General features: G+C 59.3%; 17 protein-coding genes. 9 read left to right on the top strand and 8 right to left on the bottom strand.

The window, feature by feature from the left end; all coding sequences use genetic code 11:
* Nucleotides 1-705: 705 nt before the first annotated feature.
* The gene (locus tag CYR52_RS21135; protein WP_072929752.1) at nt 706-1803 is read left to right on the top strand and encodes a porin; all 1098 of its coding nucleotides are present in this window, start codon (nt 706-708) and stop codon (nt 1801-1803) included.
* Nucleotides 1804-1968: 165 nt separating this feature from the next.
* Here CYR52_RS21135 and CYR52_RS21130 read toward each other — a convergent pair whose 3' ends face one another.
* The 4 genes from CYR52_RS21130 to CYR52_RS21115 form a co-directional block, all read right to left on the bottom strand.
* Nucleotides 1969-3015, bottom strand: coding sequence for a LacI family DNA-binding transcriptional regulator (locus tag CYR52_RS21130; RefSeq protein WP_072929749.1), 1047 nt, complete (start codon nt 3013-3015; stop codon nt 1969-1971).
* Between the two features lie 318 nt (nt 3016-3333).
* Nucleotides 3334-3783 carry a DUF421 domain-containing protein gene (locus tag CYR52_RS21125; protein WP_072929747.1) on the bottom strand — a complete coding sequence of 150 codons (450 nt, stop codon included), beginning with the start codon at nt 3781-3783 and terminating at the stop codon, nt 3334-3336.
* 15 nt (nt 3784-3798) lie between these two features.
* Complete coding sequence (locus CYR52_RS21120; protein ID WP_072929745.1) at nt 3799-4317, bottom strand: hypothetical protein; 519 nt, start codon at nt 4315-4317, stop codon at nt 3799-3801.
* A gap of 136 nt (nt 4318-4453) precedes the next feature.
* A complete protein-coding gene (locus tag CYR52_RS21115) occupies nt 4454-5458 on the bottom strand; it encodes a hypothetical protein (RefSeq protein WP_072929743.1) in 1005 nt (334 codons plus the stop codon).
* Nucleotides 5459-6055: 597 nt separating this feature from the next.
* On the opposite strand from CYR52_RS21115, the gene CYR52_RS21110 reads away from it, so the two are divergent.
* From CYR52_RS21110 to CYR52_RS21100, 3 genes are all read left to right on the top strand, one after another.
* On the top strand, nt 6056-7243 hold the full coding sequence (locus tag CYR52_RS21110; protein WP_101829372.1) for a benzoate/H(+) symporter BenE family transporter: 1188 nt from the start codon (nt 6056-6058) through the stop codon (nt 7241-7243).
* Nucleotides 7244-7453: 210 nt separating this feature from the next.
* Complete coding sequence (gene fdhF, locus CYR52_RS21105; protein ID WP_101829371.1) at nt 7454-10426, top strand: formate dehydrogenase subunit alpha; 2973 nt, start codon at nt 7454-7456, stop codon at nt 10424-10426.
* A complete protein-coding gene (locus CYR52_RS21100; RefSeq protein WP_072929737.1) occupies nt 10426-10911 on the top strand; it encodes a helical membrane plugin domain-containing protein in 486 nt (161 codons plus the stop codon). Before fdhF ends, CYR52_RS21100 begins: the two co-directional genes overlap by 1 nt.
* Nucleotides 10912-11333: 422 nt before the next feature.
* Here CYR52_RS21100 and CYR52_RS21095 read toward each other — a convergent pair whose 3' ends face one another.
* The 3 genes from CYR52_RS21095 to CYR52_RS21085 are packed head-to-tail and all read right to left on the bottom strand — an operon-like array spanning nt 11334 to nt 12796.
* Complete coding sequence (locus CYR52_RS21095; RefSeq protein WP_101829370.1) at nt 11334-11933, bottom strand: hypothetical protein; 600 nt, start codon at nt 11931-11933, stop codon at nt 11334-11336.
* Nucleotides 11933-12298: a tlde1 domain-containing protein gene (locus CYR52_RS21090; RefSeq protein ID WP_101829369.1), complete on the bottom strand. Its 366-nt coding sequence runs from the start codon at nt 12296-12298 to the stop codon at nt 11933-11935. Before CYR52_RS21090 ends, CYR52_RS21095 begins: the two co-directional genes overlap by 1 nt.
* A 12-nt stretch (nt 12299-12310) precedes the next feature.
* Entirely contained in the window at nt 12311-12796 is a 486-nt protein-coding gene (locus CYR52_RS21085; protein WP_101829368.1) for an Hcp family type VI secretion system effector, read from the bottom strand.
* 766 nt (nt 12797-13562) lie between these two features.
* On the opposite strand from CYR52_RS21085, the gene mrdA reads away from it, so the two are divergent.
* The 3 genes from mrdA to CYR52_RS21070 all read left to right on the top strand — a co-directional run bounded on the left by mrdA (nt 13563) and on the right by CYR52_RS21070 (nt 18028).
* The gene (mrdA, locus tag CYR52_RS21080) at nt 13563-15476 is read left to right on the top strand and encodes a penicillin-binding protein 2 (protein ID WP_101829367.1); all 1914 of its coding nucleotides are present in this window, start codon (nt 13563-13565) and stop codon (nt 15474-15476) included.
* 168 nt (nt 15477-15644) lie between these two features.
* Nucleotides 15645-17405, top strand: a complete 1761-nt coding sequence (locus CYR52_RS21075; protein ID WP_079205268.1) for a penicillin-binding transpeptidase domain-containing protein — start codon at nt 15645-15647, stop codon at nt 17403-17405.
* Between the two features lie 95 nt (nt 17406-17500).
* Complete coding sequence (locus tag CYR52_RS21070) at nt 17501-18028, top strand: O-acetyl-ADP-ribose deacetylase (protein ID WP_206602317.1); 528 nt, start codon at nt 17501-17503, stop codon at nt 18026-18028.
* A 22-nt stretch (nt 18029-18050) separates the two neighbouring features.
* Here the strand turns inward: CYR52_RS21070 and CYR52_RS21065 are convergent, their stop codons facing one another.
* Nucleotides 18051-18767: a GntR family transcriptional regulator gene (locus tag CYR52_RS21065; protein ID WP_072929729.1), complete on the bottom strand. Its 717-nt coding sequence runs from the start codon at nt 18765-18767 to the stop codon at nt 18051-18053.
* 254 nt (nt 18768-19021) lie between these two features.
* Between CYR52_RS21065 and mngA the strand changes: the two genes are divergently transcribed.
* The gene (gene mngA, locus CYR52_RS21060) at nt 19022-20974 is read left to right on the top strand and encodes a PTS 2-O-a-mannosyl-D-glycerate transporter subunit IIABC (RefSeq protein WP_101829366.1); all 1953 of its coding nucleotides are present in this window, start codon (nt 19022-19024) and stop codon (nt 20972-20974) included.
* Nucleotides 20975-21003: 29 nt separating this feature from the next.
* Nucleotides 21004-21510, top strand: a 507-nt coding sequence (locus tag CYR52_RS21055) for a glycoside hydrolase family 38 N-terminal domain-containing protein (RefSeq protein ID WP_479415234.1), incomplete at its 3' end; no start/stop codon positions are given.

Here is a 21510-nt window from a genome sequence, read left to right as displayed (position 1 = left end):
CTGCCTGCCGCCAAAAACAGACCGTTATATTCCCGCTGGGAAAAAATAAAATCAGGCACTTTCTTTACGGTGACAACTCGCTGACACGCGTGCGCCTCATCACATTGATGTTTTACTTTTTCTGGAACAGATAACAGGGCACGGGAAATAAGGCATATCTCCCTGAAGCCGTCAAATTCATCCTGACGGGCAGGGTGTTAGCATCCTCACACTCCTGATCAATTTTTTTCAGCCTGCCTGTAACACCCTGACATGAATCTGCACTAAAGAGGTGCAGTGCACCAAAATACAGCAAGCCTATAGACAAAAAAACACAATATTCAGCAGGTTAGCGCATAAGGTGTGATTTACATTTAGTTACATTCATTTTCATGAAAATGACATATCTGTGGTTATTTTTTCATTTTAACTTTTTGTGCTTAGTGTTATGGTTTCTTCCGCTTACCGTCAGACGTATTTTGAAATACGCTGATCTTAATAAAAGCCAATAAAGAAAAATGCCGGCAGCCAGTTCACCGAATATGGCAGGGCGCCCTGTTACCTGAAAAAAGAATTACCTTAAAACATACTCTGAAAAAGCATTACCTGAAAACGCATTATCTAAAAATAGTTATCTGAAACAGTCTCTGAAAAAAGAGAACGGCTTCGTATAACCAAAAAACAAGATCTGATAAACGCAGTCTTTAAATCAAGGAAACGCAAATAATGATGAAGCGCAGTCTCCTGGCCCTGGCGGTCTCCTTTATTGCCGCCTCAGGCGTAGCCCACGCGGCCGAGATTTATAATAAAGACGGAAATAAACTCGATTTATATGGCCGTGTGGCGGCGAAATATGTGTTCACTGACAACGCCAACGCTGACGGCACCTACGTGCGTTTTGGCTTCAAGGGCGAAACACAAATCACTGAGCAGCTGATCGGCTATGGCCAGTGGGAATATAACGTCCAGGCCAATAACTCTGAGGGCAGCGATGCCCAAAACGGCAATAAAACCCGCCTGGGCTTTGCCGGTTTGAAATTCGGCGAATACGGTTCCTTTGACTACGGCCGCAACTACGGCGTGGTGTATGACGCCGAAGCCTATACCGACATGCTGCCGGAATATGGCGGCGACTCCTACTCCCAGACCGACAACTACATGACCGCGCGCTCCTCAGGCCTCGCGACTTACCGTAACCGTGACTTCTTTGGCCTGGTGGAAGGGCTGAACTTTGCGGTGCAATACCAGGGCAAAAATGACCGCGACAACACCGCGGATGAAGGGCGCGGCAACGGCGACGGCTATGGCTTCTCGGTGGATTATCAGGACATCGGCGGCTCCGGCATCGGCGTGGCGGCGGCGTACTCCAACGCCAACCGTACCGCCAACCAGAAGAATTCCGTGGTGGGCGGCGGTGACCGCGCTGAAGCCTGGACCGGTGCGGTGAAATATGACGCCAACCAGGTTTACCTGGCGGCGATGTACGCGGAAACCCGCAACACCACCCGCATTTCCGGTGAAACGGATGCCGGTGTGGCCATCAGCGGCTACGCCAACCGTACCCAGAACGTGGAAGCGGTGGCGCAGTACCAGTTCCTGAACGGCCTGCGTCCTTCCGTGGCGTATGTGCAGTCCTGGGGCAAAGAGATTGACGGCGTAGGCGATGCCGACCTGGTGAAATATGTGGAAGTGGGCGTGACTTATTACCTCAACAAGAACATGTACACCTACGTGGACTACCAGATTAACCTGCTGGATGAAGATAACGCGCTGGGCCTGGGCACCGATAACGTGGTGGCCGTTAACCTGACTTACCGTTTCTGATCCCCCATACCCTCTTTTCCCTTTCCTGTGTCGCAGTGGGGAAACAGCAAAGCGGAGCCGGTTGGCTCCGCTTTTTTTATGGCCGCGCCCGGTGTAAGGGGCGGCAGGAAACAGGTTATACCAGGCGGGAACGATCCCTGCCGCGGGCGCGGCAGGGCCGTCAGGTCAGACGGCTTTATCCAGCGGCGTGTTGCCGTGGGGGGCTATCGACTCACGCTTCACCGATTGCACCGGGATGCGGGCCACGCTGTTCTCCTGCGTTTCCTGCGACTCCTCTTTGAGCATCTTGATCAGCAATTCCACGGCGGTGCGCCCCAGTTCGCCGGCATTCTGGCGGATGGTGGAGAGGCGCGGGGTAATGAGTTCCGCGTAGTTGGCATCATCGAACCCGACGATCGACATATCCTGCGGGGCGCTGAGCTTATGCGCGCGCAGCCCGTCCAGCAGGCCGAGCGCCAGGTAGTCACTGCCGGCAAAAATCGCCGTGGGCGGCTCCGGCAGCGCCAGCAGGCTGTCCAGCGCGTGCTGGCCGAATTCACGGGTGTAATCCCCGAACAGCACCAGCTCCGGCAGATAGGGCAGGTTAGCCTCCGCCAGTGCCTGCCGGAAGCCCTCATGGCGTTCGCGCACGCTCATCAGTTCACCCGGCCCGCCGACATACGCGACGCGCTGGTGCCCGGCCTCGATCAGCTGCTGTGCCGCCAGCCGCCCGCCGGTCACGTTGTCGGCGAAGACTTTCGGCACGTCCGCACCGGGGATGTCCTCATCGATCAGCACGATGTTGCTTTGCCCCTGCAATTCGGCCAGCAGCGCGCCGTTGTCCGGCCGGTTGGTGGCAAACAGCAGGCCATCCACCTGGCGGGTATCCAGCCAGCGGATAAACTGCACCTCTTTTTCCAGATTGTTGCGCGTGACGCACAGCACCAGGCTGTACTGATGGGCGGAAGCCGCCGCTTCAGCCGCCTCCGCCAGCTCAGCAAAGAAGGGGTTACTGATTTCTGGCAGAACCAGCCCGATGGTTTCACTGCCGCCCTTGCTCAGGCGGCGTGCCAGGCTGTTACCACGGTAATTCAATGTGCTGATGGCATCCTCAATCCTTTGTGTGGTCTGTTGCGGCAGCACGATACTGTTATTCAAATATCGTGACACCGTGGCTTTTGATAAGCCGGCCAGACGAGCCACATCCGATAGAACCACCCGTTTATTCGCCATAAAAGTTCACTCTGTCAGCGGGTTATTGTGAATTGCTACCCTTATTGTTAGCACAAAATCCTATTTGGTTTAATACTATCTGCTCCTACCACTGACTTATACAACCAGAGGGGGGGTTGTATAAGCTACTCCTAAGGGCAAACGGTTTCGCACCAGGCTGCCGTACAGGCCATGCGGCATCTGCCTTGCGGCCGGGCAGCTCAATATTTGACCTCATTAATCCCCAGTAAGTGTAAAGATTTCGTTAAACCTCTGTTTAAGAATAACCGCAGAAGAATAGTGTCCGCTACTGAAAACGTTTCAGGCAGCAATAGGGCATTACGCCTCTTTTTGCGGGATCACCGAAATTTTGCCGTTGGTTTCCAGAATCGCATATTTTATCTGGCTGGCCTGCTCCAGCCCCTGTTCCTGACGCGCCACTTCCATCACATCTTCCAGGCTGATGCGCAGCTGCACCATGCGCTTGTCCAGGGTTTTGCCGTTCTCAATCAGGATAATCGGGGAGCCGTCCAGCAGCAGGTCAGCCGCCGGCACCTTGTCTTTGAGCATGGAAAGCAGAATATCGATGGCGATCAGGGTACCGATGGTAATAAAGGCACCAAACAGCGAGAAATCATCACCCAGCAGCGCCTGTTGGGTCGCCTCACTGATGATCAGCAACAGGATAAAGTCGAATGAGGTCATCTGGAGGATCGTGCGCCGCCCGGCAATTTTGAACACCAGCATCAGAAAGAGGTACATACAGGCAGCACGCAGCACCATATCCATGAGTTTCAGCTCCTCTTAAGGGTAGACAAGTTGGGAGAACCGTAACGGCGGGTGGCCGCTAAGGCGCGCCTCACTGTGGTAGTGGCCGAAGGATTTCGGCTGCACCGTGAGGTAAAGGGCCGTGGACGCAGAGGCGGAAGAGGTCGGCAGGGTGATAATCATGCCTTGATCGGTGGTCACCATCTGCGCCGTCTGCGGCTGTACCGCGACGATCTCATAGTTATTGACAAAATCCCCGCCGAGCTGCACCACCGCCGGGGTGCGCCCCTGCGGCCACACATGCAGCACCAGCTGGATTTCCGATTGCTGGCGAGCGAAGCGGTCATACTTGATCTGCACCGTGCGGTCCGGGTTGGTGTCCACACGGTCACTCAGCCAGCCATTGGAGAACACCCCCAGCAGCGCCGCCGCGATAAAACTGAACAACAGCAGGTAGCCGAGCTTTTCCAGGAACAAGGCCCGGCGCAGCCAGCGCATATTCTCCCTGACCGGGTAATGGCGGCTGGTGAACTCATCTTGCGGTGGAGAGGCCATAGATAACTCCCGTCAATTGAAGGTGTTATAAGCGTAGCTCAGGTCAGACAGCGCGGCAGGAAAAGCGCGGGGCGTGGGGGGAAGGGCACAAAAAAACGGCCGGCAAACGCCGGCCGTTGGGGAGAACCGTACGGAATTACAGTTTGCGATGGTCAGCGGTCACGGCACGCGGCTGGGTGCGACGGCCCCATGCCCCGGCAGCCCCGGCAACCACACCACCGATAATCAGCATAAAGAAGCCATACCAGCTCGCTTTGGAGATGCCGTCAGCCGCCACGTCAGCCGCTTCACGCGCTTTCTGTTCAGCCTGGCCTTTCAGCTCCTGGTATTTCTGGTAAGCCTGGGCGTAAGACTGCTGGGCGCGCTGCACAATCTGGTCTACTTCCTGGTCAGATTTGCCGGTACGGGCCTTGATGATGTTTTTCAGGGCATCCACGTCCGCAGCCTGCAGGGTGCTTTCACCACGGCCCATCACGCCGGTCAGCCACTGGTTCAGTGCCTGATCAGGGGCCTGGGCGGTGTTGGTTGCCTGGTTCTGGGCGGTATTGGCTTCGGTATTGGCCTGCTGTTCCAGGTTTTCCGGTTGCAGTTCCGGCTTACCGGTCTGGCGCAGGGTGGTTTCCAGCTCGCCTTGCAGGTCATCCAGGTTGATGTTGGCCTGTTGCAGCTGGTCTTTGATCATCTGGGTCGCTTGCGGGGTGACATTAGAGATGCCGCTGCCCACGGCACGCAGGCCGGAACCGGCCACATTCACCGCACCACCGACGGCGCTGGTGAACACGGTCAGCACCAGGTAGGTGCACACCAGCGTATTCACGCCCCACACCAGCAGGCCGTGCAGCATCCCTTCACGTTGTGCCAGGCGGCCGGCAACATACCCGCCGACAGCACAGGAGATCAGGATCGTGGCGACCATCCAGATTGCCGCACCGGTACTTAACCCACTGAACGGATTGCCCTCTTGTAATGGATCAATGGTCGAGGCCCCAATCGCGGTCCCCAGCATGGAAAGCAGCAGGTACGCCACCATGGATAAGATCACGCCCGCAAACACCGCGCTCCATGAAATCCGTTTCAACGGCGTCAGCGTGGCATTTGCCGTGCGGTTGTCCGTGATGACGTTGGCATCATAGTTGGTCATGTCATGTTCCTCGCAAATTTTCCGTCAGATTACCCAGAATCAGGGTATGAACTCCTCATGGCGACCCGGTAGCACTGGCGTCTGGCTGTCCGGCCACGGCCGGTACACAGGAGGTTGGTTCTGAAAAATTATCCTCGCCCCGGGTGCCGTTTTTTCATGCAATTACAGCGTTAAGCGTAGTCAGGAACAGGGCTTATGCCATTGTGGGAAAAGCAAAATCCCGGAGATTTGCATTATCGGCACCATAAGATGCTGATTGTTAAACGATGAAAAATAATAAATATTCCAAAAATGTGAGGAACTTAACAGTCTTGGTAAATAGCCTATGAAAACCGTTATTTCCGTCACAGAAACGCGATGGCGCGGCAGCATTTCGCTGCCTGGCGAGGCGCAACGGCAGGCACCCGCCTGCGCCTGTACCGGTGCGCCGCCGGCCGGGTGGGCAACCGGTTAACGCCGCTTATACCGCAGCCCGGTTGCCGGGCCGCCCGCCACGGCGTACCCGGCCGGTGGCCCGGTGCCAACGGAGGATCCCGCGCCGGTGGGTGATATAGTGCAGGCTGTGCGCGTTATCACACGGCTAACCCGGAGAGACTTATGGAAAAAATCACGGCGGCCCGGCCGGGCATCCACCTGCGCGATCTGTCGCTGTCGGCAGTGATTGCCGGTTTTGTGGCGGTGCTGGTGGGGTACACCAGCTCGGCGGCGATCATCTTTCAGGCGGCCGCCGCCGCAGGGGCCACCCCGGTGCAGATCGGCGGCTGGCTGAGTATGCTGGGGCTGGCGATGGGCCTCTCGTCGCTCGGGCTGTCACTCTGGTACCGCATCCCGGTGCTGACCGCCTGGTCAACCCCCGGCGCGGCACTGCTGGCCACCAGCCTGCCGGGCACCAGCCTGAATGAGACGATTGGCCTGTTCCTGTTCGCCAATGCGCTGATCCTGTTGTGCGGTGTCACCGGGCTGTTTGCCCGGCTGATGGACATCATCCCGCCGGCGATCGCCGGGGCGATGCTGGCCGGCATTCTGTTGCGTTTCGGCCTGGAGGCCTTTGGCGCCCTCCAGGGCTCCCCGGTGCTGGCAGGGGCGATGTGCGCGGCCTATTTCCTCGCCCGGCGCTGGCTGCCGCGCTTTGCGGTGTTGCTGGCCCTGGCGGCCGGGCTGGCCGTGGCCGCCGGGCAGGGCGCGCTGGCGTTTACCGGGCTGGAGACCGCCTGGGTCATGCCGCCGTTTATCCGCCCCGAATTCACCCTCCATGCGCTGGTCGGCATCGGCATCCCCTATTTTGTGGTGACGATGGCATCGCAGAATGCGCCGGGGATCGCCACGCTCCAGGCGGCCGGTTACCGGGTGCCGGTGTCCGTGCTGATTAGCGTGACCGCATTGCTGGCGCTGCTGCTGTCACCGTTTGGCGGCTTTTCCGTCTGCATCGCGGCGATCACGGCCGCCATCTGCATGGGGCCGGACGTCCACCCCGACCCGGCGCGCCGCTATATGGCGGCCGTGGCGGCAGGCGGCTTCTACCTGCTGGCCGGGCTGTTCGGCGGGGCAATCGGCCAGCTGTTCAGCGCGCTGCCCCCGGCGCTGATCCACACCATCGCCGGGCTGGCACTGCTCGGCACGCTCTCCGGCAGCTTGTTCCGCGCCTTGCAGGAAGAGAAAGAACGCGATGCGGCGATCGTCACCTTTCTGATCACCGCCTCCGGGCTGACGCTGTTCGGCGTCGGCGCCGCGTTCTGGGGGCTGGTGGGCGGCGTGCTGGTCTGGCTGCTGCTCAGCCGCCGCTGATCCCGCCGGGCGGTGGCCGCCGCCCGGTTTCCCCTGAACCACGCCTGCCCTGAAACGTTCGGTAACGGTTCTCCGCGTCCTGCCCGTGGCAGATAGCCTGCCGTCCTCTACGCTTATAAACAAACCCGTTAATCAGGCAGTTAGCCTGAGCGTTTGTTTTTTTCAGCCCTTAGTTGGCATTCCCGATACCCGTGACAGGAGCAGTGTTGAATGAGCGAGGCACTCTGTACCATTACCTATGACGGCATGAAGCTCACCGGCAAAGCTGACCAGCCGCTGATCGATTTCCTGCAAGAGCAAGGCGTTACCTTGCCGCATGTCTGTTACCACCGGGCGCTGACCCCGCTGCAAACCTGTGACGTCTGCTGGGTGGAGGTGGACGATGAGCTGGTGCGCGGCTGCACCCTGCGCACCCGCGACGGCCTGGCCATCAAGGCGAAAACACCGGAGGCCCATGCGGCGCAGCATGAGGGGATGGACCGCATCCTCGCCAAGCATGAGCTCTATTGCACGGTGTGTGAGCACAACACCGGCGACTGCACACTGCATAACACCATGGTGGATATGCACATCCCGATCCAGCGCTACGAATACAAGCGCAAACCTTACGTCAAAGATCACTCCAACCCGTTCTACACCTACGACCCGGACCAGTGCATTTTGTGCGGTCGCTGCGTGGAGGCGTGCCAGAACGTTGAAGTCAACGAGACGCTGAGCATCGACTACAGCATGGCGCACCCGCGGGTATTGTGGGACGGCGGCACCACCATCGCCGGGTCGAGCTGTGTCAGTTGCGGCCACTGCGTTACCGTCTGCCCCTGTAATGCGTTGCTGGAAACCAGTATGCAGCCGGACGCCGGGCCGCTGACCAACATGGACCAGCCGCTGAAGCGCAACCTGATTGACGCGGTAAAAGCGATTGAGAACACCACCGGCGCGGAGATCATCAGCGGCATTTCAGTGATTGACGCACACTGGCGGCAGCCGGAGATCAAACGCACCAAAACCGTCTGCACCTATTGCGGCGTCGGGTGCAGCTTCGAGATGTGGACGCGCGATCGCGAAATTTTAAAAGTGCAGCCGGTGGCCGAAGCCCCGGCCAACGGCATCTCCACCTGCGTGAAGGGCAAATTCTCCTGGGATTTCGTTAACAGCAAAGAGCGCCTGACCATGCCGCTGATCCGTGAGAACGGCAAGTTCCGCGAGGCGAGCTGGGACGAGGCGCTGGACAAGGTGGCGCAGAAGCTGCTGGAGATCCGCAATATCCACGGGCCGGACAGCATCGGCTTTATCGGCTCCAGCAAGGGCAGTAATGAGGAAGCCTACCTGACGCAGAAGATTGCCCGGCTGATCATCGGCACCAACAGCGTGGACAACTCATCGCGTTACTGCCAGAACCCGGCCACGGAAGGGCTGTTTCGCACCGTGGGCTACGGCGGTGACGCAGGCAGCATCAGCGATCTTGAGCAGGCGGAACTGATCGTGATCGTCGGCAGCAACACCGCCGAGAACCACCCGGTGATCGCCGCCAAAATCAAGGCGGCGCGCAAGCACCACGGCCATAAGCTGCTGGTGGTAGACCCGCGCAAACATGAGATGGCCGAGCGGGCCGATCTCTACCTGCGCCCTACGCCGGGCACCGATCTGGTGTGGGCCAGCGCGCTCAGCCGCTATATGTTTGACCACCAGCTGGCGGATGACGCCTTCCTGGCGCAGCAGGTCAATGGGGTGGAAGACTACCGCCGCTCGCTGGCGCCGTTTACCCTGGACTACGCCGCAGAGATGACCGGCATTGCGCAGGCCGACCTGGTGGCCGCCGCCGAGATGATTGGCCGGGCGAAATCGGTGTGCATCCTGTGGGCGATGGGCATCACCCAGCACAGCCACGGCGCGGACACCAGCACCGCGCTCTCCAACCTGTTGCTGGTCACCGGCAACTATGGCCGCCCCGGCACCGGCGGCTACCCGATGCGCGGCCACAATAATGTGCAGGGCGCCAGTGATTTCGGCTGCCTTGCCAACCAGTACCCCGGCTATGAGAAAGTCACCGACCCCGAAGTGCGCGCCAAATGGGCGAAAGCGTGGGGCGTGGCCCCGGAGGCGCTCTCCGGCCAGGTAGGCGAGGACAATTTCAAAATGGTGCAGGCGGCCCATCAGGGCAAACTCCGGGCGATGTACATCACCGGCGAAGAGACGGCGTTTGCGGATGCGGACGCCGCCAACGTGCATGACGGTTTCAGCAAGCTCGATTTCATGGTGGTGCAGGACATCTTCTTCAGCCGCACCGCCCAGTTTGCCGACGTGGTGCTGCCGGGCTGCCCGAGCGTGGAGAAAGAGGGCACTTACGTCAACACCGAGCGGCGCATCCAGCGCTTTTATGAGGTGATGCCGCCGCTGGGCGACAGCCGCCCGGACTGGTGGATCTTCACCGAGCTGGCGAAACGCATGGGGCATGACTGGGGCTACACCCATCCGTCGCAGATTATGGACGAGGTGGCCTCGATTGCCGGGATCTTTGCCGGGGTGAGCTACGCGCGGCTCGAGGGCTGGGCCTCGCTGCAATGGCCGGTAGCGGCGGACGGCACCGACACACCGCTGCTTTATACCCAGGGGTTCCACACCGATGACGGCAAAGCCAGGCTCTACCCGCTCACCTTCAAGGCCCCGGCGGAACAGCCGGACGCCGACTATCCTTATACGCTGAATAACGGGCGGTTACTGGAGATGTTCCAGGGCAATAACCAGACCGGACGGGTCGCGGGCATCCGCTGGCTGGTGCCGCACTGGTTTGTCGAGGTCAGCCCGGAACTGGCTGCCCGGCTCGGCATCACGTCCGGCCAGTGGCTGAAAGTCACCTCGCGGCGGGATTCGCTTGAGGTGCCGGCGCTGGTCACAGACCGGGTGCAGGGCAACAGCCTGTTCCTGCCGATCCACCAGGGCAAAGACGGGGTGAACAAGCTCACCGGCGAGCACCATGACCCGGACGTCAACACCCCGGCGTATAAAGAGGTGGCGGTGCAGCTGGAGGTGCTGGCGCGCCCGGCTGCCTCGGTGCCGCTGCCCGACCACAATTTCCGTTATGGCCACCGCACGCCGCTCAGCCACGTGCCGGTGGAGCAGAAGTGGGCGCAGGACGACTACGTCGCGATCCCGCTGAAATCCCCCAACCCGGAGAGATTCTGATGGCCGAACCGATTGACCATGATGTCACCCCACCCAAAATCGGGCTGGATGCGTTTGAGGAGTTACACAAGCTGGTGCACACGCTGCATCACCACGGCGTGCTGCGGTTCGCCAATGATGTGGTCGCCGCCAATAACCAGATTGCCGGCGTGCTGGCGCAGGGGCTGAACAAGCCCGGCACACTGAACGCGGTGCAAAACCTGTCAGTGCTGATGATGGCGCTGTCGAGCATTCCGCCGGAAACCTTCTATAAAGTGGTGTTTGCCTTAAAAGACGGGCTGGAGGCGGTCGGGCGGCCGCAGCCGGAAGAGGGCAGTAAAAAAGAGGCGCCGGGGATCACGGGGGTTTACCACTTACTGAACGATGAGAGCCTGTGGCGGGCGGTAACGCCGCTGCTGAACGGCCTGCGGGCGTTTGCAGCGGGGATGGAGAGGGAGGTGGATAAGCCGATTTCGTCGTTCAGTGGGAAGGAGAGTGATGCTTGATGGTGAGGGTGATGGTTAATGGGTTTAATGGGTGAGGTGGCATGTTTCGGTTGCTCATGGGCACGCGCATAGTGTTACGTTTTGATGAGTGACGTGGCATGTTTCGGTTGCTCATGTGTCGTTATCTGCCTGGCTTTCTGAGCCTCAACCGAGCAGGGCCTGCCGGCGCGCCGGCCCTGCACCCGCGCACTTTCGGTGTTTTGGCTGAATCATTGCCCGCTACCGCGGGTGACCCTCATTTCACCTCCGGGCTGTTCGGGCCGCCGCAGACACGCTCCCGGCGTGGCTGCGACTCTCGCACACATCCTTGTGTGCTCGACCGGCCCTGCGGCTCCACTCGGCAATGATTTTTACGCCCCCACCAGACTGCAAATCTTTTAGTATGTAAGGAAAGAGTAGGGGGGATTCATTTTGAGCATAGGCTAGTTCGTAGTGACCTGGCTGAACATCATGCCGACGGCGTGGTCGTGCACAAACCGATAAGAGACGCTGTTTAGCACGGTGAACTGTCCTGCCTCACGGCTGTGAAAAAGGGAGGCACAGGTTGAGCCGGGCTTTATGGCTGCCTGGAAATGATGATTGATAACGGTGAGATCTGCGCCGGGTGCGGGGAGTGTAACGCCGGTGACATGCAGCGGTTTGCCCGGCTGTCCGCACATGTTGTGGTCAGCGAGTGGCGTGATCGCCAGCGATGAGACCCGGCCTTGTTGCATCGGTAAATAAGAGATAAACCAATAGGCCCGGTTCTCGTGCTTATCCTGATAACAAACCCAGCGGCGTTGGCCGCTCTCCTGAACGGAGCCGCCAAACAGGCGCTGAATATCGTCAAGGGTTGTCTCTTCCAGCACCACCTGGGTACCGCCTGCGGTAAAAATGTCGGGCAACGGCTGCCTGGTCTCCAGCTGGCCATTGTCCCCGGCACACTCCTCTTCAAGCCAGGCATTAGCACCGGTTAACGTTGCCGATTGCGCAAAGCAGCACCCTAATGCAGTCAATCCAATAAATTTGAGCCTCTGTTTCATCACCTGACCACCAGCTCCCTGTCACCACTGTCCCAGATATCTTTACGTACAGAAAAGACGGCAATGATACATCCTTGCGAGGCCCCTCCAGGATTGCGGGCACTTTCGCCATGTATTTTGAATGCAAAACGTCCGCACATAGCGTTACTGCTGTGGGGCGTCAGATCTAACGTATATTTCCCCGTTTTTTCACTGTAATGAGGTGCGCCGATAGTATACTTTCCCCGCGGTAATGGCCCCTTATCTGAAACGCACTCTTTGCTAGGATCATTATAATAATGACGGGCACCGGCATAAAGCGCGCGATGTTTTGGCGTACCATTCCTATAAAACAGGCAACTCGTTACTTCATATTCCCAAGTCATCTCTTCCTCCTTTTAAGCGCGCTTTTTCCAACTGTCAGAATGGATAATATTCCCATCCAAGTAATGCCACGTCACTTCCTCATAACTAATATCAATATATTCATGGTGAGTATGCTTTTCCCAACGCTGATCTTGACTGTCTAACAAAAAAGAATTTATTCCTTGCACTCTGACATTTTCAAGGATTGTTTTAAAATAGGCTTTTTCTTGACCAGAGAAGTTTATTTTATAAAAAACAAACTCAGCCTTTTTAAAAGTTTTACCCGTAGTAAGAGACTGATAGAGATAGGGTGTTGAGCAATCTATTATTTTTTCAAAAGCATAGGGTGTATGAATACGTTTTCCAGTTATCTTCCCTGTCAATCGATCTACGGGCATTGCGACTGTCTGCATTAGCTCCAATACTTCGATGCTCCCTTCGCGGCCTAAAACATCAACTGATCCTTTAACCATTGAGTCGTCTTTATCGTATAGAAAAAGATATACAGGAATTGCCATAAATATTTTCCTTTAATGTGTAAAAAACACGGGGATTGTAAAACCCTGCACATACAAAAAACGTGGTTAAGTCACAAATTACATTATTTGTTTATCAACACATAAAGGAGAAAGTAAGAGGCATAAAATCATTGCCGAGTTGAGACGCAGGGCGAAAAGATATACGCATTCTGTGAAGAAATCGCCGCCTACTATTTCCTTACATACCTAATGATTTGCAGTCTGGTGGGGGCATTAAAATTATTGCCGACGAGGACGGAGGGCCGGGCGAGCGGACAGGACGTCCGCGAGAGGGACAGCCACGCTGGGAGCGTGTCTGGCCCGGCCCGATCAGCCTGGAGGCCGAAGGAGGGGACCCGCAGCGCGGGCAATAATTCTGCCGGAACACCGAAAGTGCGCGGGTGCAGGGCCGGCGCGCCGGCAGGCCCTGCTCGGTTGAGGCTTAGAAAGCCGGGTAGGCAAATACACATAAGCAACCGAAACCATCCAACTAACCCTATGACGGCAGCGGAGCCGCAGAAAGACTTCACTCGCAAGCCAACGCAACAAACCTCGATCCCAAGGGAAAAGAGAAAAAGGAACCCCGGCGTTTCCCCACGCCCCCCCATTTACATTTAAACACCCTGAAACACTCCCCCCATATAATTAGCAACCTTTTCATATCCATCGCGCGCCCCGCCCGTTATGCTTGCCCGCTTTTGAAAACATCCGCCCGCCGCGCCCGGCGGCAGATGCCGTCCCAAAGCAGACAGGTAATCACCCCGGCATGGCCCTATTTGAGCAACATCAGCACCCTTTCCGTGACTACTCCGCGGAAGCCCGCCTCTTTATCCGTCGTGCGCTGGTGGCCTTTGGGGTGGTGCTGTTGCTCTCCGGGGTGCTGGTGGCGAACCTTTACCGCCTTCAGGTCAAACAACACGCCTTCTACCAGACCCGCTCCAACCAGAACGACATCAAAATGCTGCCGATCGCCCCAAGCCGCGGGCTGATCTACGACCGGAACGGCATTCCGCTGGTGCATAACCTCACGCTGTACCAGATCCAGGTGATCCCCGGCAAAGTGGAGGATATGGAGGCAACGTTGAAGGCGCTGACGCCGATGGTGGACCTGACGCCGCAGGAGATCGCCGACTTCCGCGATGCCGTGCACCACACCAGCCGCTATAAGCCGGTAACGCTGAAAATGGAACTGAATGACAGTGAAGTGGCGCGCTTTGCGGTAAACCAGTTCAAATTCACCGGCGTCACCATCGACACCTACCAGCAGCGCGAATACCCCTACGGTGCCCAGCTGGCGCACGTGGTGGGCTATGTCTCGAAAATCAACGACCGCGATGAACAACGGCTGGCGAAAGCGGGCATCGCCGAGAACTATGCCGCCGACCACAACATCGGCAAGCAGGGCATCGAGGGCTACTACGAAAATGTGCTGCACGGCAAAACCGGCTATCAGGAAGTGGAAGTGGATAACCACGGCCGGGTGGTGCGCCTGCTGAAAGAGCAGCCGCCGCAGGCCGGTAAAGATATCTACCTCTCGCTGAGCCTGCCGCTGCAACAATATATTGAATCAGTGCTGAAGGGGCAGCGCGCCGCCGTGGTGGTGGAAGACCCGCGCGACGGCGGCATTCTGGCGATGGTCTCCAGCCCAAGTTACGACCCGAACCCCTTCGTGAAAGGCATCAGCTATACACAGTACAAAAGCCTGCTCAGCAACCCCGATTTGCCGCTGATTAACCGGGTGACGCAGGGGCTGTACCCGCCGGCGTCAACGGTGAAACCCTATATGTCGATCTCCGCGCTGTTCGCCGGGGTGATCACCCCCGGCACCACCTTCTTCGGCGCGCCGAGCTGGGTGCTGCCCGGCTCCAAACGCCACTACCGCGACTGGCTGAAAAGCGGCCACGGGATGCTGAACGTCACCAAGGCGATTGAGGAGTCTGCCGACACCTTCTTCTATCAGGTGGCGTATGAGATGGGCATTGACCGCATCCACGAGTGGATGAGCAAATTTGGTTACGGCAGGCCTACCGGCATTGACCTCAACGAAGAGTACCAGGGCGTGTTGCCGAGCCGGGCGTGGAAACAGCGCGTGCATAAAAAGCCCTGGTACCAGGGCGACACCATCCCGGTCGGCATCGGCCAGGGCTACTGGATCGCTACGCCGATCCAGATGGTCAAAGCGCTCACCACCCTTATCAACAACGGCAGCGTCAAACCGCCGCACCTGCTTTACTCGGTGAAAGGGGGGAACCATGTGGAACGCTATACGCCGCCGCCGGAGAGCGCAGAGCAAATTGGCGATCCGCATTCGCCCTATTGGGGCATCGTCAAAGCGGCGATGTTCGGCATGGCCAACGCGCCGAACGGCACCGGCTATAAGCTGTTCCACACCGCGCCTTACGGCATTGCCGCCAAGTCCGGCACCTCGCAGGTGTTCAGCCTGAAAGAGAACCAGACCTACAACGCCAGGATGGTGCCGGTGCGGCTGCGCGACCACATCTTCTACACGCTGTTTGCGCCCTATAAAAACCCGAAAGTGGCGATGGCGCTGATCCTGGAGAACGGCGGCGGGGACGGCGTGGTGGCCGGGCCGACGGCGCGCGCCATCCTCGACCACATTTTCGACCCGGCACACGCGGACGTGGCCGCCGGGCAGCAGATTGCCGACCCGGCCCGCTGAGGGCCATCTGGCGATTATTCCCACAGTAAAAACCTTTCTTGCCGCTTTCTTACATTCAGCAACGGATTAGCGCCTGCGGGCGCTGTAATCCGCTGTAATTAAATAATAATCTGTCACCCGCTGCGCGGTTGCGCGAGCAGGACGCCCCGATTGACTGCTGAGAACCCCATGAAAAAGAAACGCCCGGCGACGCCCGGTAAGAAAGCGGCGGCTTCGGCCAAAAGCCCGGCCTCCGCCAAGAACTATTCTTCCGCCCGCTTTGTCTGGATTTGCGCCGGGATCCTGGTCTGCTTCGTGCTGCTGGTGGCGCGCGTCGGGGATTTACAGCTGCTCAATGACAAACAACTGACCGACCAGGCTGACCAGCGGTCGATCCGCACCCAGGTGGTGCCGACCAACCGCGGCATGATCACCGACCGCAACGGCGAGGCGCTGGCGGTGAGCGTCGCCTCGCGTGACATCATCCTCGACCCGAAACATATCCTGGAGGCGGACACCCAGCTGAATAATGAACGCTGGCAGAGTTTCGCCAGCGTGCTGAAGATGCCGCTCAGCGAGTTGCAGCAGATGATCCTGTCCAACCCGCATAAACGCTTCCTGTTCGCCGCCCATAAAGTCGATACCGAGGTGGCGGAGTATGTCACCAAGCTGCACCTGACCGGCGTCAGCACCCAACAGGATTTCAGCCGCTTCTACCCGATGGGGCAGGACGCCGCCGCGCTGGTCGGCATCGTCGGCATGGATAACCAGGGGCTGGAGGGGATTGAGCTCGGCTTCAACCACCTGTTGCAGGGCAAGCCCGGCCTGCGCGTCTACCAGAAAGATGGGCACGGCGCGGTGATCGGCCTGCTGAAAAACATCGACCCGGTGGCACCGCCCAACGTCACGCTGAGCATCGATAAATTCCTGCAATATGTGCTTTATTCCCACATCCGCGACGGGGTGCTGCTGAACCAGGCGGATTCCGGCTGTGCGGTGCTGGTGGATGTCAATACCGGCGAAATCCTCGGCATGGCGAGTTACCCGTCGTTTAACCCGAATAACCTGGCTGACACGCCGCCCGGCAACATCCGCAACGTCGCCAGCAGCGACAGTTTCGAACCCGGCTCCACGGTGAAACCGCTGGTGGTGATGACCGGGCTGGCGCGCCACCTGATCCGCCCGGACTCAGTGCTCGACACCCACCCGTACCGGGTGAACGGGCATCTGATCCGTGACGTCGGCAACTGGCCGGAGCTGACAGTGACCGGCATCCTGCAAAAATCGAGTGACATCGCCGTTTCCCATATCGCGCTGGCGATGCCGGCCAACGTGCTGGTGGATGTCTACCACAGTTTCGGCCTCGGCCAGCCGACCGATCTGGGTATGGGCAATGAGAGCAGCGGCTATTTCCCGCTGCACCGCCAGATGTGGTCGAACATTGACCGCGCCACCTTCTCCTTCGGTTATGGCCTGCGCGTGACGCCGTTACAGATGGCGCGCGAGTATGCGGCGATCGGCGCGTTTGGCGTCTACCGCCCGCTGTCGATCACCAAAGTGACGCCGCCGGTGATGGGCAAGCAGGTGATGGACCCGGAGATTGTGAAAACCGTGGTGCATATGATGGAGAGCGATGCCTTGCCGGGCGGCAGCGGCCTGAGTGCCGCCGTGCCGGGCTACCGGCTGGCGATCAAAACCGGGACGGCCGAAAAAATGGGCAAGAGCGGCAAATATGACGGCGGTTACATCAACTACACCGCCGGGGTGGCCCCGGCGAGCAACCCGCGGGTGGCGCTGGTGGTGATGGTCAACAACCCCAAAGCGGGCAAGCACTTCGGCGGCTCGGTGGCCGGGCCGATTTTCGGCCAGATCATGGGGCAGGTGATGGAGCACATGAACATCCTGCCGGATGCGCAGCAGCTGAATGTGGTGTCAACCATCAAAGGCTGACGGTAAGAACGTCTACACTGTAAGGGCTTGTCCGTCACCGGGCAGGCCCTTTTTGTGAAAAAAGGCGGACTATTAACCACAAGGGGAGCGTTATGCTGAATGATCGTATCGGCGTGTTGTCAGGTGACATCACGCGGCTGGAAGTGGATGCCATTGTGAATGCCGCGAACACCTCGCTGCTGGGCGGCGGTGGCGTCGATGGGGCTATCCATCGCGCCGGTGGGCCGGAGATCCTGGAAGCCTGCAAACGGGTCGGCGGCTGCAAAACCGGTGACGCCGTCATTACCCCCGGCGGTGACTTGCCGGCCAAATGGGTGATCCACGCGGTCGGGCCGCGCTGGGAAGGTGGGGACCAGGGCGAGGCGGATTTGCTGCGCAGCGCCTACCTGCGCAGTTTTGATCTGGTGGCACAGCATGGCCTGCGCCGGGTCGCGTTTCCCAATATCAGCACCGGCATTTATGGTTTCCCGAAATTGCAGGCGGCTGAGATTGCCATTGACGTCACCCGCACCGTGCTCAGCACCGACCAGGCCATTGAAGAGGTGCTGTTTGTCTGTTTCGACCCGGAAAACCTGATGATCTACCGCGAGCTGCTCGGCCAGCCGGGTGCCGTGCAGGGGTAGGCGCGGGGGCAGGGCAGGGCCGTCAGGCCCGGCGGCGGTGCGCCACCAGCGTAAAGCGGTAATCGCTGCTTTTAAACAGGTTGCGGCTGTACTCAAACACCGTGCCGTCCTGCAAAAAGCCAATCGAGACTTTCTCCAGTGCCGGCTGGTGCCGGTCAATGCCCAGCGCCTGGGCCTGGGTCTCGGTTGGCATCACCGCCAGGATCTCCTGCTCACTGCGGTCAATCACCCACTTTTTCACCTGTTCGATGTAGTGGTATTTTGATGACTGCATCACCTCGTAACTCAGGTCAGGAAACAGCGCCAGCGGCATCCAGGTCTCTTCCAGCGCCGCCGGTTTCTGCTGGATAAAACGCAGCCGCCGCACATGGTAAACCCGCTCACCCTCACTCAGCCTGAGCGCGGTGCGTACCCGCTCGTCCGGCAGCACGATGGCAAAATCCAGCACTTCGCTGTAGGAGGCCTGCCGGTCGGCCAGCTTTTCATCCAGGCTGGTGAGCTGGTAGATGTCATAGTCCAGCCGTTCCTCACGTACATAACGGCCGCTGCCCTGAATGCTCTCGATCACCTGCTGCTCGGTCAGCAGTTTCAGTGCCTGCCGCACCGTCACCCGGCTTACGCCAAACTCCTCAACCAGTTGCGCTTCCGTCGGCAGGGCATCGCCCGCTTTCAGGCGGCCGGACGCCACCTGTTCACGCAAGGTATCGGCAATTTCACGGTAGAGCGGTTTTTTCGTCATGATTCAAAAACTCCAACACAGAGAAAGGCTGCCGAAGAATAACCTGACTGCCCGGCACGGAGCCAAACAAATTTCAGCAGCACGGATAATACCTTTTAATACTGATTAAATTTGTATTAATACAATATAAATACTGTGTTTAGATTTGTTTGATACCCTTCACGAACCCATCTCGCTGAGGTTGCTACGCTACCGGCGCTTTACAGGCTACCGGCACCATTCGCCGGTCTCGGGTTAACGGGGGAGACTTTCCTATGGCATCAGACAATACAAGATTAAGACAACTTACCCACCCTGATTTAATTTGTTTGCAGACAAATTTTAGCGACAGCGACAGCGCCATCCGGTACTTAACCGACAAACTGGCCGCCGCAGGCAAGCTGTATGACGCGCCCGCGTTTCTGGCCGCGGTGCGCGCGCGGGAGGCACAAGGGGCCACGGCGCTCGGCGAAGGGCTGGCAGTACCGCACGGCAAATGTGATGCCGTACGTGAGGCGGCGTTTGCGGCGGCAACGTTACGTGAACCCGTCATGTGGGCGGGCATCGACGGCGAGGAGCCGGTGCGCCTGATTTTCCTGCTGGCGATCCCCGGCAACCAGGCCGGTTCTACCCATATGCAGCTGCTGACCCAGCTCACCACTGCCCTGGTGGATGAGGAGGTGCGCGCCGCGGCGTTGCAGGCCGCCACCCCGGCCGCCCTGCTGGCGCTGCTTTCGCCCCCGGCCACCACGCCGGTTGCGCCGGAGGGTGGGCACGAGCGGCCGTGCGTGGTCTGCGTCACCGCCTGCCCGGCGGGCATTGCCCATACCTACATGGCCGCCGAATACCTGGAGCGCGCCGGGCGCACACTGGGCATTGAGGTCTGCGTGGAGAAGCAGGGGGCCAACGGCATCGAGGGGCGGATTACGCCCGCACAATTACAGCGGGCGGCGGCCTGTGTGTTTGCCGTGGATGTGGCCGTCAAAGAGCCGGAACGGTTTGACGGCCTGCCGCAGATTACGGTGCCGGTCACCGCGCCGTTTAAACAGGCGGAGCCATTGCTGCGGGAGGCGGTGGCGCGCGGCAGCCAGCCCGCAGGTGAAATGCCCGGCACTGCGTCAGGCCGTTCGCCCGCCACGGCGCCCCCCGGCGTGAAAACCGAACTGAAACAGGCGCTGCTGAGCGGTATTTCGTTTGCGGTACCGCTGATTGTCGCCGGGGGCACGGTGCTGGCGGTGGCAGTGCTGCTGGCGCAACTGTTCCAGTTGCAACACCTGTTTGAACAGGAGAATTCCTGGCTGTGGTTCTACCGCAAATTAGGGGGTGGGCTGCTCGGCACCCTGATGGTGCCGGTGCTGGCGGCCTACACCGCCTGGTCGCTGGCGGACAAACCGGCACTGGCACCGGGCTTTGCCGCCGGGCTGGCGGCCAACATGATCGGTGCCGGGTTTCTGGGCGGTGTGGTGGGCGGGCTGCTGGCCGGTTACCTGATGCGCGGGGTCAAAACGCATCTGCGGCTGGGCGCCCGTTTCAACGGCTTCCTGACTTTTTACCTCTACCCGGTGATCGGCACGCTGGTTGCCGGCAGCCTGATGCTGTTTGTGATTGGCGAACCGGTGGCCTGGCTCAATAACGCCCTTACCGCCTGGCTGAACGGCCTCTCCGGCACCAATGCGCTGCTGTTGGGGGCGATTATCGGCTTTATGTGCTCGTTTGATTTGGGCGGCCCGGTGAACAAAGCCGCCTACGCTTTCTGCCTGGGCGCGATGGCCAACGGCGTGTTCGGGCCGTATGCGATTTTCGGCGCGGTGAAGATGGTGTCTGCCTTTACCGTCACCGCCTCGACCCTGCTGGCACCGCGGCTGTTCCAGCCGTTTGAGATTGAAACCGGCAAATCGACCTGGCTGCTGGGGCTGGCCGGGATCACCGAAGGGGCGATCCCGATGGCGATTGACGATCCGGTGCGGGTGATCGGGTCATTCCTGCTCGGGTCAGTGGTGACCGGCGCGCTGGTCGGCGGTGCAGGCATCGGCCTCTCCACACCGGGGGCGGGCATTTTCTCGCTATTCCTGCTGCATCCCAACGGGCTGGGGGCGCTATTGGCCGGTGCCGTCTGGCTCGGGGCCGCGCTGCTCGGCACGGCCATCGCTACGCTGGCGCTGATCCTCTGGCGTACCCATGCCGTGAAACGCGGGCGCTATCAGGTTCATGCCGGCTCCGCCTCTTAAGCCTTTTACTTTTCTGTTAAGGACACCCGATGAAGGGATTATCTCAGGTCTATATCACGCCCCATATGCACTGGGACCGCGAATGGTACTTCACCGCCGAAGCCTCGCGCATTCTGCTGGTCAACAATATGGCGGAAATCCTCGACCGGCTGGAACAGGACGCCGCCTACCCCTGCTATGTGCTGGATGGGCAGACCGCCATCCTCGAGGATTATTTTGCCGTCTGCCCGGAGAACCGTGAGCGGGTCAGGGCGCTGGTGGCGGCCGGGCGGCTGGTGATCGGCCCCTGGTATACCCAGACCGACACCATGATCGTCTCCGGCGAATCCATTCTGCGCAACCTGCTGTATGGGCTGCGTGACTGCCGGGCGTTCGGCGCGCCGATGAGGATTGGCTACCTGCCGGACTCGTTTGGTATGTCGTCACAACTGCCGCACCTCTATAACGGTTTCGGCATCCGCCGGGCGATGTTCTGGCGCGGCTGTTCGGAACGCCACGGCACCCGCCATACGGAGTTCCTCTGGCAAAGCCGGGAC

Origin of the sequence: Chimaeribacter arupi, assembly GCF_002858805.1 — a bacterium.
GTDB classification, from domain to species: domain Bacteria; phylum Pseudomonadota; class Gammaproteobacteria; order Enterobacterales; family Enterobacteriaceae; genus Chimaeribacter; species Chimaeribacter arupi.
This window is presented reverse-complemented; position numbering and strand designations above follow the sequence as displayed.

What these genes read in the sequence shown, in the direction of transcription:
- mngA (WP_101829366.1), top strand. Translation starts at nt 19,022, where the DNA reads ATGGCATCAGACAATACAAGATTAAGACAACTTACCCACCCTGATTTA.
- CYR52_RS21100 (WP_072929737.1), top strand. Translation starts at nt 10,426, where the DNA reads ATGGCCGAACCGATTGACCATGATGTCACCCCACCCAAAATCGGGCTG.
- CYR52_RS21135 (WP_072929752.1), top strand. Translation starts at nt 706, where the DNA reads ATGATGAAGCGCAGTCTCCTGGCCCTGGCGGTCTCCTTTATTGCCGCC.
- CYR52_RS21110 (WP_101829372.1), top strand. Translation starts at nt 6,056, where the DNA reads ATGGAAAAAATCACGGCGGCCCGGCCGGGCATCCACCTGCGCGATCTG.
- CYR52_RS21120 (WP_072929745.1), bottom strand. Translation starts at nt 4,317, where the DNA reads ATGGCCTCTCCACCGCAAGATGAGTTCACCAGCCGCCATTACCCGGTC.
- mrdA (WP_101829367.1), top strand. Translation starts at nt 13,563, where the DNA reads ATGGCCCTATTTGAGCAACATCAGCACCCTTTCCGTGACTACTCCGCG.
- CYR52_RS21090 (WP_101829369.1), bottom strand. Translation starts at nt 12,298, where the DNA reads ATGACTTGGGAATATGAAGTAACGAGTTGCCTGTTTTATAGGAATGGT.
- CYR52_RS21075 (WP_079205268.1), top strand. Translation starts at nt 15,645, where the DNA reads ATGAAAAAGAAACGCCCGGCGACGCCCGGTAAGAAAGCGGCGGCTTCG.
- CYR52_RS21095 (WP_101829370.1), bottom strand. Translation starts at nt 11,933, where the DNA reads ATGAAACAGAGGCTCAAATTTATTGGATTGACTGCATTAGGGTGCTGC.
- CYR52_RS21065 (WP_072929729.1), bottom strand. Translation starts at nt 18,767, where the DNA reads ATGACGAAAAAACCGCTCTACCGTGAAATTGCCGATACCTTGCGTGAA.
- CYR52_RS21125 (WP_072929747.1), bottom strand. Translation starts at nt 3,783, where the DNA reads ATGGATATGGTGCTGCGTGCTGCCTGTATGTACCTCTTTCTGATGCTG.
- CYR52_RS21130 (WP_072929749.1), bottom strand. Translation starts at nt 3,015, where the DNA reads ATGGCGAATAAACGGGTGGTTCTATCGGATGTGGCTCGTCTGGCCGGC.
- CYR52_RS21115 (WP_072929743.1), bottom strand. Translation starts at nt 5,458, where the DNA reads ATGACCAACTATGATGCCAACGTCATCACGGACAACCGCACGGCAAAT.
- CYR52_RS21085 (WP_101829368.1), bottom strand. Translation starts at nt 12,796, where the DNA reads ATGGCAATTCCTGTATATCTTTTTCTATACGATAAAGACGACTCAATG.
- fdhF (WP_101829371.1), top strand. Translation starts at nt 7,454, where the DNA reads ATGAGCGAGGCACTCTGTACCATTACCTATGACGGCATGAAGCTCACC.